This is a genomic window from Sinorhizobium sp. 6-70 (assembly GCF_030124375.1).
GTDB lineage: Bacteria > Pseudomonadota > Alphaproteobacteria > Rhizobiales > Rhizobiaceae > Sinorhizobium.
The window spans coordinates 79,540-90,690 of the sequence record NZ_JASKLS010000004.1 but is presented as its reverse complement, the minus strand read 5'-3'; the positions used below and the strand labels follow the sequence as shown (position 1 = coordinate 90,690).

Sequence of the window (11,151 nt, the reverse complement as noted above, 5' to 3'; positions counted from 1 at the left end):
CCCCCTGCCTCAGTGACAGCTTTGCAAGGAGTCTCTAAATAACTGTAAATTGCAAAAGCACCAGAATTCGCCTGTAAGATTTCGGCCGGAACTAACCATGCCCGGCGGCAATGTCGGCATCGATCGTGCTCAGTGCGCGATTGAGATGACCGTCGAAGACGAGCCGTTGCTCGTCAGCCGCCACCGCGATTTCCGGCAGTCCCTGCAGGCGAACCTGCAGGGACTGGCCAAGCCCCTCCTCCAGTCCCTTATGAAGGAGATCGAAGTAACGTGTCCCCGGTCCGGTGACGAAGATCGGCATCGGCTCGTAGAGGCTCAGCATGCGGGAGATGCCGTTACCGAGAGCGATGCCGGCCTGGCGAAAGGCGTAGCCTGCCATACGGTGCCCCTGGCGCGCACTTGCCGCGATCTTGTCCATCTCCGACAGCGGCACGAACTTCGCCGGGATCGTGTCGGAAGGCACCTCGAATGCCGTGCGCAGGATTCCATAGAAACCTGCGGCCGCCTCGATGCAGCCATGGCCGCCGCAGCGGCAAAGCCCGGCGGAACTCGTGTGCAGCATGTGCCCGAAATTCGGCGCCGAAACATCGAGGTCACCGTGGCGCCCTTGCCGCGCAAGGCCGAGACCGATGCTGTGGCCGAGCGATATGGCCGCCAGCGCCCTGAAATCTTCTCTCTCCTCCTGGGCCCGGACGGCGAGCGCCTGGGCAACCAGGAGCGTCTCGTTGCTGAGCATGATCTTGGCGCGCCAAGCCGGGCGCAGCAGCTCTTCGAAATCGAGTTCCTCGCGGCCGAAAATCGGCGACCAGATCAGTCGCGCTCCATCGGCGGCAACAAGACCCTTGCTGCTGATCGAGATGGCAAGCACGTCCTCTTTCGTGATGCGGGAGCGCTGGAGCAACCGTTCAAGTGCGGCGGCAAACATCTGCCCGAAAGTGGCGGTGCCCTTCAGATCGTGATGTCTCGCCTCTTCGAACCGGTCGAGCAGAGTGCCGCCATAGTCTGCGAGCGAATACTGGACGATATCGGACGAAATGCGCGCGACGATCACATGGCCGCAGTCGCGCCTCGGCGTGAAAAGCACGCGCGGCCGGCCACGGCCGCCCTGAACGTGCTGCTCGCTTTTGGCGATGATCCCGGCGTGTTCCAGTTCGGCGGTGATGGCCGAGACGGTGGCCGAGGCGAGAGCGGTTTCCGATGCGATTTCCGTGTGGGACAAGGAACCTTTGCGGCGGAGCGCCGCAAGGACAAGCGTGCTGTTCTGCTGACGTACAAGTTCAGTGCTGGACTTCGTCAGCATTACACGTCCCTGTCGATGGCGGGTCCTTCAACCCCATGCCTCCTCCAAAGCATCTGTTGAGCGGCAAGACAAGACGCCCTGCATGTTTCCGTAGATCGAAGCCGCTTAAGGATAAAACATGCGGCATTTCAATGTGCTACAGCGACTTTTTGCCCTTAGCGGAAAAGACGCATGGGACTGTACGGGGCCTTGTTGACAGCCTGCTAAAACTCTGACATTTATTTTCTCGACTGTCGAGAAAAAAGTCCGCACTGGTTGCGGCGGGTTTGCGACAGCACTTCACGGTTGGCCGAGGAGGCGTGCGGGAGGTTCGTGCGCAGGGCGCAACCACTTGGGAGGATGAAATGAAATCCGTTTTGAAGCTGATGGCGGGGGCTGCCATCATCGCGTCCATGCATTCGGCGGCGATCGCCAAGGATCTCGTCGTCGGCGTTTCCTGGTCGAACTTCCAGGAAGAGCGTTGGAAAACCGACGAGGCTGCCATCAAGGCCGCGCTTGAAGCTTCCGGCGACAAATATATCTCCGCCGATGCCCAGTCTTCCGCCGCCAAGCAGCTGACCGACATCGAGTCGCTGATCGCGCAGGGCGCAAACGCCTTGATCGTGCTCGCCCAGGATTCCGACGCGATCGCCCCTGCGATCGAAAAGGCGACGGCAGAAGGCATCCCGGTCGTCGGCTACGACCGCCTGATCGAGAATCCGGCCGCCTTCTACATCACCTTCGACAACAAGGAAGTGGGCCGCATGCAGGCCCGCGAAGTCTTCAAGGCGAAGCCGGAAGGCAACTTCGTCTTCATCAAGGGCTCCTCGTCCGACCCGAACGCCGACTTCCTCTTTGCCGGCCAGATGGAAGTGCTGAAGGAAGCGGTCGACGGCGGCAAGGTCAAGAATGTCGGCGAGGCCTACACCGATGGCTGGAAGCCGGAAAATGCCCAGAAGAACATGGAGCAGTTCCTGACCGCCAATGACAACAAGGTCGACGCGGTCGTCGCTTCGAACGACGGCACGGCCGGCGGCGCGATTGCAGCGCTTTCGGCACAGGGTCTCGCAGGCTCGGTTCCGGTGTCCGGACAGGACGGTGACTTTGCGGCGCTCAACCGCGTGGCGCTCGGCACCCAGACGGTTTCCGTCTGGAAGGACGCGCGCGAGCTCGGCAAAAAGGCCGCCGAAATCGCCTCGGCGCTCGCCGCCGGCAAGACGATGGACGAGATCGAGGGCGTTCAAACCTTCAACGGCGGACCGAAGGGCGTTGCCATGAAGTCGGTCTTCCTGGCACCGCTGGCCATCACCAAGGACAATCTGAACGTCGTCATCGACGCCGGCTGGATCTCCAAGGACGCAGCCTGCCAGGGCGTTGCGGCCGGTACCATCGCCGCGTGCAACTGACGGCTCGGCATTTGAATTGACCTCAAGACGCCGCAACGCGACCCGTTGCGGCGTTTGCTTGAGGTCGGGACGATCTTCGCATGCGGGTGTTAAGATCGCCGCAACCGAGGCGCTCTGTAGCATTCAAGGTGCTACAGCGTCCTTCGCACGTCTGATCAGACGCGCGGCGCTATAGAACGACCGCATGAGCAAATGGAAAACAGTGGGGGACGGCGGCCATGGCCGACACGACGAATACCGCACATTTTAATCGCGCCCGCAGCGCGGCTGAAAACCCGGTGAAGCGCTTCTTCCGCGCCACCGAAATCGACACCCGCCTTCTGGGCATGGTCGGCGCGATGCTGATCATCTGGATCGGCTTTAATTTCCTGTCCGGCGGGCTGTTCCTCACGCCGCGAAACCTCTGGAACCTTTCGGTGCAGACCGCCTCGGTCGCCGTCATGGCGACCGGCATGGTTCTCGTCATCGTCACCCGCAATATCGATCTGTCGGTCGGCTCCATCCTCGGCTTCGTCGGCATGATCATGGGCGTGCTGCAGGCCGAGCTGCTGCCGCAGGTGCTGGGCTTCAACCATCCCGCCACCTGGATCATCACGCTGCTTGCCGGCCTTTCCCTCGGCGCGGCGATCGGCGCCTTGCATGGAATGATCATCGCTTTCCTCAACGTGCCGTCCTTCATCGTCACGCTCGGCGGGCTCCTCATCTGGCGCGGCGCCACCTGGTTCGTGACCAGCGGCCGCACGGTCGCACCGATGGACGCCACCTTCCGCCTGATGGGCGGCGGCACCGAAGGCTCGATCGGCGCGACGGCAAGCTGGATCGTCGGCCTCCTTGCCTGTCTCGCGATCGTCGCGAGCATCATCAACGCCCGCAAGCAGCGCAAGCGCTTCGGCTTTCCCCGCCGCCCGGTCTGGGCCGAGTACTTCCTGTCGGGAATTGGCTGCGCCCTCGTCCTCGGCGCCGTGGCGATCGCCAACAGCTATCCCTGGCCGGCCAACATCGCCCGCAAATACGCCGAAGCCAACGGCATCGCCTGGCCCGAAGGCGGCCTCTTCATTGCACACGGCATCGCCATTCCGGTGCTGATCGCCATCGTCATCGGCATCGTCATGACCTTCATCGCCACGCGTCTGCGCTTCGGCCGCTACGTCTTCGCGATCGGCGGCAATCCGGAAGCGGCCGAACTCGCCGGCATCAAGACGCGCTGGGTGACGGTGAGGATCTTCGCGCTGATGGGCATGCTCTGTGCCGTCGCCGCCGCGATCTCGACGGCACGCCTCAACGCCGCCACCAATGCCCAAGGCGAGCTCGACGAACTCTACACCATCGCCGCGGCCGTCATCGGCGGCACCTCGCTTGCCGGCGGCATGGGCACGATCGCCGGTGCCATGCTCGGCGCCCTCGTCATGCAGTCGCTGCAATCCGGCATGGTGCTGCTCGGCATCGACAGCCCGCTGCAGCGGATCGTCGTCGGCGTCGTGCTGGTCACCGCCGTCTGGCTCGACACCATCTACCGCGCCCGCGCGAAATAATCAGGAGTACGAACATGACAGATCAACGCACTCCGCTCGTGGAAATGAAGAACATTTCCATCTCCTTCGGCGGTATCCACGCGGTGGACAACGCTTCCGTCGATCTCTATCCGGGTGAAGTCGTGGCGCTCCTCGGCCACAACGGCGCCGGCAAGTCGACGCTGATCAAGATCCTTTCCGGCGCTTACCGGCGCGATGCCGGCGAGATCCTGATCAATGGCGAGCCGGCGGACATTCACAATCCGCGCGACGCGAAGAAATACGGCATCGAGACGATCTACCAGACGCTCGCCGTCGCCGACAATGTCGACGCCGCCGCGAACCTCTATCTCGGCCGCGAGCTCCGCACCCCCTGGGGAACGCTCGACGACGTCGCGATGGAGGCGAAGGCACGCGAGGTGATGGGCCGCCTCAACCCGAACTTCCAGCGCTTCAAGGAGCCGGTGAAGGCGCTCTCCGGCGGCCAGCGGCAGTCGGTGGCGATCGCGCGCGCCATCCTGTTCAACGCCCGCATCCTGATCATGGACGAGCCGACGGCCGCCCTCGGGCCGCAGGAGACCGCACAGGTCGGCGAGCTCATCAAGCAATTGAAGCGCGAAGGCATCGGTATCTTCCTGATCAGCCACGACATCCACGATGTCTTCGACCTTGCCGACCGCGTATCGGTGATGAAGAACGGCCAGGTCGTCGGCCACGCCCGCACCGAGGACGTGACCAAGGACGAAGTGCTCGGCATGATCATCATGGGCAAGGTGCCGCCAAAGGCGATCCCCGGCCCCGGCGCCATGCAGATGGCCTGAGTTCCGGAGCAGTGCAAACACCGCAAATGCCGCGTCTCAAGGCGCGGCATTTTTCTTTCCGGAAGTCCCCTGCCCCGAGAGGCGCTACGGCCCCGACACGAACACCAAACGCAAATTTCCGCTGCAAACTCCTTCAATCACCATTGAAGCGGCGCGCAAGCTAGGCTAAGAACCGCTCACAGCCTGCTTCGGCGGCCCTGCCGCCAACGGATGCACCCGTAGCTCAGCTGGATAGAGTGTTGGATTCCGATTCCAAAGGTCACAGGTTCGAATCCTGTCGGGTGCGCCAAACTACCCACCATTTAGAACAAATCTGCCACCACCACTCGACAACCAAAGCCTCCCTGCGTCCCAAGGCATTGCCACCGCGCGATTGCAATGTCATGATTACACGCTAGAAGCGGACACTATCGGCCCGATGCCATCTCCCGGTTGTCGTTGCCGGAGCGCTCCGCTCAGGATGGGCAGTTTGAATGTGGCGCGATTCTCTCCTCGGCACGTTTGCCGTGGTTTCAGCCAAGACTGCTTGCCGCCGCGCGTACGAGCGTTCTTCGAGATTCTTTCCGCGGCCGGGGAGAGCAGACTGCAAAGAGCGTCGCTAGCCTTACGCGGAGAAACGCCATGCGGGCCTTGCGCGAGCGGTTGGCGGTGCAGCCGCAGGATCTGAGGCGGCGGCTCGATCCGGCCACCCTACCATTTCAGACGACGGCCGAGGTGTCGCCGGTCAAGACGACGATCGGGCAGCCGCGCGCGGCCGAGGCGATCGCTTTTGCGCTTGAGGTGGGCGCCCGTGGCTTCCACCTCTACGCCGCCGGTTCGCCCGGCACCGGGCGCGAGAGCACGGTCCTCGCGGCGGTGCGCTCCTTCGCCGCGGCGCGGCCGACACCGCCCGACTGGGTCTACGTCCACAACTTCGCCGAGCCGGACCGTCCACGCGCCTTCCCGGTGCCGGCCGGCAAGGGTCGGAAACTGGCAAAGGCGATGACGTCGTTTGTGGAGGCGGCGCAGTTAGAGATTCCCGGCGCTTTCGAGGGCGAGGATTACGCGCGGCGACGAGAGGAGGTCCTTGTCGAGGTGAGGAGGCGACGGGCCGAGCTGATCGCAGACCTGCGCGCCTTTGCGCAGGAACGCGAGTTCGCGCTGGAGATGGGGCCGACCGGCATTGCCAAAATCCCGCTGCTGAACGGCGAGCCGATGCCACAAGAGGCGTTCGAGCAGTTGCCCCCCGAGGCAAAGGCGGAGCTCGAGCAGCGGGGTGCGCAGATCCAGGCCGAGCTCGGCGCTTACGTGCGTAAGATGCGGCAGGTCGACAAGGAAGCCCAGCAACGCGTCACCGCGCTCGACCGGGAGGTGGCGCTCCTCACCGCAGGCCCACTCATTGCCGAATTGCGCGAGGATTACGACGACCAGCCAGACGTCCTCGCCTTCCTCGAGCAGATAGAGACGGACCTGCCGGACCATCTGCACGACTTCTTGCCGACGGCCGAAGCCGGGCAAGCGGACGGCGCGACTGCGCTGCGGAGGCATCAGGGGTCCTTGGCGCGGTACGAAGTCAACGTGTTGATCGACAACAGTGGGATCGCCGGCGCGCCGGTCGTCCTCGAGCGCAACCCGACCTACTACAACCTGAGCGGCCGGCTCGACTACCGGGCCGTGATGGGGACGATGGTGACCGACTTCCTCCAGATCAGGCCCGGCGCGCTGCACCGCGCCAACGGCGGTTTCCTCGTCCTGCATGCCCTGGACGTCATGCGCAACCCCTTCGCTTGGGAGGGGCTGAAGCGCGCCCTGGCGTCCGGCGAGGTGGTGATCGAGAACCCGGGAGAGCAAGGAGCGCCGGTGCCGACGAACCGGCCGCGGCCGGAGCCGATTCCGCTCGACGTGAAGGTGATCCTGATCGGACCGGCCGCGCTCTATCAAGCCCTCCATCAGGCCGACGTCGAGTTCCCGGAACTGTTCGGGGTGAAAGCGGAATTCGCGCCGGACATGGATTGGAACGAGGAGAACCTAGCAAGCTATTCCGCCTTCCTGAGCTTGGTCGTACGCGATCGTCGACTGCTCCACTTCGACCGTTCGGCCGTCGCCCGGATCGTCGAACATGGAGCGCGGTTGCGCGACCACCAGCGGAAGCTGACCACGCGGTTCCTCGACGTTGCCAGGCTGGCCGTCGAGGCCTGCCACTGGGCAGGCAAGGCGAAGCACAAGTTCGTGCTGGCGGAGGATGTCGACGCGGCGGTCGCCCAGCAGGAGCGACGGCGCAATCTGGCCGAGGAACGAATGCGAGAGGTGATCTCCGATGGCACGATCATGATCGACACCGAGGGCGCTCGGGTGGCGCAGGTTAACGGGGTGTCAGTGCTCAACGTCGGGGACTACAGTTTCGGGCAGCCGTCACGGGTTACCGCGCGCGTTTCAGTGGGGCGGGGAACGGTACAGAGCATTGAGCGGGAGATCGAGCTCTCGGGGCCGATCCATGCGAAGGGGTTCTTGATCCTGACCGGGTATCTGCAAGCGCAATACGCTCAAGATTGGCCGCTCTCGCTGGGGGCGACGATCACCTTCGAGCAGTCGTATGGCGGGATTGACGGCGACTCGGCGTCGACGACCGAACTCTACGCCTTGCTGTCGGCCCTGTCCGGTCTTCCGTTGAACCAGGGAATTGCCGTGACTGGCGCGGTGAACCAGCACGGCCAGGTGCAGGCGGTCGGGGGCGTGACGCGCAAGATCGAAGGCTTCTACGATGTCTGCCGCGATCGGGGACTGACCGGCCGGCAAGGAGTGATCGTGCCGACGGCCAACGTCATGAACCTGATGCTGAAGGAGGAGGTCGTGGAGGCGGTGCGGGCGGGACGTTTCCACGTCTGGGCCGTCAGCCACGTCGACGAGGGAATCGAGTTGCTGATGGAGCGGACGGCCGGCGAACCGGCAGCGGACGGGACGTTTCCTGAGGGGACGGTGCACCGGCTCGTCCAGGATCGGCTGCGGCAGTATGCGGAGCACATGCGCGCGTTTGGCAGCGCCTGGCCCGGTGGTTCGAATTTCGGGAGCGACGGACACTAGAGCCGGAGAACGGCTCGATGCGGACGTTTGGCGCAGGAGGCGGTCATTACAGATCTTTTGATCGTTCTCACGCTTCTCGGCGCTGCGATCGTAATGTTCGCGATCAACAGGCCGCGCCTGGATGCGGTCGCCCTGATGACGCTGGTGGCGCTGCCGTTCACCGGTGTCGTTACGATGGGGGAGGCCCTGGCCGGTTTCAGCGATCCGAACATCGTGCTGATCGCAGCCCTGTTCGTGCTCGGCGAAGGGCTGGTCCGCACCGGCGTCGCCCAGCGGGTGGGCGACTGGTTGATCGCCAGGGCGGGCAAGAACGAACTGCGCCTGATCGTCCTGCTGATGATGGTCGTGGGCGCGCTCGGCGCGACCATGAGTTCGACTGCCGTCACGGCGATCTTCATACCGGTTGCGTTGCGCATCTCTCAGAGCACCGGCATCGGTCCGGGCCGGCTGATGATGCCGCTCAGCGTGGCCGCCTTGATCAGCGGAATGATGACCCTGGTTGCGACCGCGCCGAATCTGATCGTGAACGGCGAGCTCGAGCGCCACGGTGTGGAGGGATTCGGGTTCTTCAGCTTCACGCCGTTCGGGCTGCCGATTCTGCTGCTCGGCACCCTCTATATGAGCGTCGCCCGGCGCTGGCTCCAGGATACCGCCACGCCGGCATCAAGTTCCAGCCGCCCTAACCTCGCGGCCTGGATCGATGAATACAAGCTGGCCGATCGTGAACACCGGCTGCGGATAACCGCGCAGTCGCCGCTGGCCGGCAGGACCCTGGAAGAGTTCGACCTGAGCGGATGGCCCGGTGCCAATATCGTTGCGCTCGAGCGCGGTCGCCGGTTCGCCCGCGAGGTCATGCAGCCCTCGGCAAAGGCGGAGCTGAAAGTGGACGACGTCATGCTGATCGATTATGCCGGCCGAGATTCCGACATACGAACCATTTGTGAGCGCTTCGCGCTTGAAGAAATATCGCTGCGCGGCGCCGATTTCGCCGACCGGTCGCAGGAAATCGGCTTGGCCCAGGTCGTCGTGGCGGCGACGTCCGATCTCGCCGGCCAGACGATTGCCGATGCAGAGCTCTCCAAGCGGTTCAATTTGACGGTGATCGGCCTGCGCCGGGGCATGGTCGCTTACGGCCGCGAATTTCTGCATGAGCCGCTGGCGATCGGCGACATGTTGCTGTTGATCGGACCATGGCGGGACCTCGACAAGCTCCGATCGGACGGTAGCCCCTTGGTCATCCTCAATATGGCCGTCCAGCGTGACAAGGAGCTGCCGGCGCACGACAAAGCCGTCCATGCTCTGGCTTGCCTCGCGCTTGTCGTCGGGCTGATGGTCAGCGGCGTCATTCCCAATGTCCAGGCAGCACTGATCGGTTGCCTGCTGATGGGGGTGCTGCGCTGCATTGACTTCAACAGCGCCTATCGTTCCATCGATTGGAAGACGATCGTGCTGATCGTCGGCATGTTGCCGTTTTCGATCGCGCTCGAGCGCACCGGCGGTGTCGAGGTCGCTGCGGACAGCTTGCGGGCTCTGACGGCCGACACAGGCCCGCATGTCGTGCTCGGGACGCTTTTTGTCATCACCGCCCTGCTCGGCATGTTCATCTCCAATACCGCGACGGCTGTGCTGATGGCGCCGGTGGCTCTCGCGGTCGCACAGGAATTGGGCGCCTCACCCTATCCGTTTGCGATGATCGTGGCCCTGGCGGCCTCGACCGCGTTCATGACTCCGGTGTCCTCTCCGGTGAACGCGCTCGTGGTCGGGCCTGGACACTACACCTTCGGCGACTTCGTCCGGATCGGCGTGCCGTTCTCGCTGATTGTTCTGATCGTCAGCGTAGTCCTCGTGCCGTGGCTGCTGCCGCTGTGAGGCGGCCCGCTCCGGCGCTCGAAGCGAAACTCGTCGCCGCGCTCGCGGTGGCCGGAACACAGGAAGGATTGCTCAATGTTGCATGTTGATATCCCCACGCGCTCCGAATTCAAGGCGATCTACGACGTCAGAAGCGACGCCTGCGTGTCGATCTATTTGAGGACCACGCCGCTCACGCAGGAGAGTGACGCTTCGCGGATCCAGCTGGGCAATTTCCTCCGGGAGGCGCGTGAGCGCCTCGAGGCGGCGGGGCTCGACAAGAGGCGGCTCCTGTCCCTGACGGAAGAAGTCGATGCCCTGGCGGATGATGATGAGTTCTGGCGCTTTCAGGCCAACAGCCTCGCTGTCCTCGCCACCCCGGAAAGTCTGCGGACCTTTCGGCTGGCCAACCATCTGACCCCGATGGCGGAAGTGGGGGACAGATTCCATCTGAAGCCGCTCATCCGGGCCATCACCTTTCCGCACTCCGCCTTCATTCTCGCGCTTTCCGAGAACGCGGTGCGGCTGGTGGAAATGCATACCGACGTGCCCGCCACCACGCTGAAGATCGACAACATGCCGAAGGATGCAGCAAGCGCGGCCGGCAAATCCACGCTCAACGACCGCACTAGCGACGGGCGCATGGGCGGTCTGGAGAGTCAGAACGTCCGTTTCCTGCAGTATGCGCGCAAGATCGACGCTGCACTGCGGCCATTCCTGAGCGGACGCGAAACGCCGTTGATCCTGGCGGCGACCGGGCGGCTCGCATCGGTGTTTCCAGCTGTAAACAGCTATCCGAACCTATTGCCGGACGGTATTAAGACCAGTCCAGACCGCGTACCGGATGCCGAGCTCGCGCAGGCCGCGCGTGCCGTTCTCGATGCCGCCTACGCGCGGGAGATCGACGAATTGAAAAAGTTGTACGACAAGCGCGCGGGCAGCGGCCGCGCGACGACCGATATCTCCGATGCCGCGCGTGCGGCCACGTTTGGCGCGATTGAAACGCTGCTGGTTGACATAGACGCCGTCATCCCGGGGACGATCGATGCGGAGACTGGTGCCGTTTCGTTCACTGATGGAGACGCCGGGGCTTATGGCGTCGTCGACGAGATCGCCAGCCGCGCCTTCACCAGCGGAGCGCGCGTGCTCGGCGTGCGCCGGTCGGACCTGCCGGGTCAGATGGAGCTGGCCGCCGTCCTGCGCTTTCCTATCTAACCGATAGCAGG

Annotated in this window: 7 protein-coding genes and 1 tRNA gene; 7 read left to right on the top strand and 1 reads right to left on the bottom strand. The window is 63.9% G+C overall.

Features of this window, described 5'->3' with window-relative positions:
• Positions 1 to 91 precede the first annotated feature (91 nt).
• A complete protein-coding gene (locus QN222_RS10195; protein ID WP_283962245.1) occupies positions 92 to 1,300 on the bottom strand; it encodes an ROK family transcriptional regulator in 1,209 nt (402 codons plus the stop codon).
• A 344-nt stretch (positions 1,301 to 1,644) separates the two neighbouring features.
• On the opposite strand from QN222_RS10195, the gene xylF reads away from it, so the two are divergent.
• The 7 genes from xylF (at position 1,645) to QN222_RS10160 (ending at position 11,140) form a co-directional block, all read left to right on the top strand.
• A complete protein-coding gene (gene xylF / locus QN222_RS10190) occupies positions 1,645 to 2,685 on the top strand; it encodes a D-xylose ABC transporter substrate-binding protein (RefSeq protein WP_283962244.1) in 1,041 nt (346 codons plus the stop codon).
• A gap of 218 nt (positions 2,686 to 2,903) precedes the next feature.
• Positions 2,904 to 4,217 (top strand): sugar ABC transporter permease, encoded by a 1,314-nt coding sequence (locus QN222_RS10185; RefSeq protein WP_283962243.1) that lies wholly within the window; start codon positions 2,904 to 2,906, stop codon positions 4,215 to 4,217.
• 14 nt (positions 4,218 to 4,231) lie between these two features.
• Positions 4,232 to 5,017, top strand: a complete 786-nt coding sequence (locus tag QN222_RS10180) for an ATP-binding cassette domain-containing protein (protein ID WP_136505789.1) — start codon at positions 4,232 to 4,234, stop codon at positions 5,015 to 5,017.
• A 212-nt stretch (positions 5,018 to 5,229) separates the two neighbouring features.
• A tRNA-Arg gene (locus QN222_RS10175) sits at positions 5,230 to 5,306 on the top strand.
• A 332-nt stretch (positions 5,307 to 5,638) separates the two neighbouring features.
• Positions 5,639 to 8,077 carry an AAA family ATPase gene (locus QN222_RS10170; protein WP_283962242.1) on the top strand — a complete coding sequence of 813 codons (2,439 nt, stop codon included), beginning with the start codon at positions 5,639 to 5,641 and terminating at the stop codon, positions 8,075 to 8,077.
• 57 nt (positions 8,078 to 8,134) lie between these two features.
• On the top strand, positions 8,135 to 9,946 hold the full coding sequence (locus tag QN222_RS10165) for an SLC13 family permease (protein ID WP_283962241.1): 1,812 nt from the start codon (positions 8,135 to 8,137) through the stop codon (positions 9,944 to 9,946).
• Between the two features lie 75 nt (positions 9,947 to 10,021).
• Positions 10,022 to 11,140: a hypothetical protein gene (locus QN222_RS10160; protein WP_283962240.1), complete on the top strand. Its 1,119-nt coding sequence runs from the start codon at positions 10,022 to 10,024 to the stop codon at positions 11,138 to 11,140.
• The last annotated feature ends 11 nt before the right edge of the window (positions 11,141 to 11,151 follow it).

Excerpts from the sequence above, each read along its gene's own strand:
- QN222_RS10180 (WP_136505789.1), top strand. The coding sequence starts at position 4,232 with ATGACAGATCAACGCACTCCGCTCGTGGAAATGAAGAACATTTCCATC.
- QN222_RS10160 (WP_283962240.1), top strand. The coding sequence starts at position 10,022 with ATGTTGCATGTTGATATCCCCACGCGCTCCGAATTCAAGGCGATCTAC.
- QN222_RS10170 (WP_283962242.1), top strand. The coding sequence starts at position 5,639 with ATGCGGGCCTTGCGCGAGCGGTTGGCGGTGCAGCCGCAGGATCTGAGG.
- xylF (WP_283962244.1), top strand. The coding sequence starts at position 1,645 with ATGAAATCCGTTTTGAAGCTGATGGCGGGGGCTGCCATCATCGCGTCC.
- QN222_RS10195 (WP_283962245.1), bottom strand. The coding sequence starts at position 1,300 with ATGCTGACGAAGTCCAGCACTGAACTTGTACGTCAGCAGAACAGCACG.
- QN222_RS10185 (WP_283962243.1), top strand. The coding sequence starts at position 2,904 with ATGGCCGACACGACGAATACCGCACATTTTAATCGCGCCCGCAGCGCG.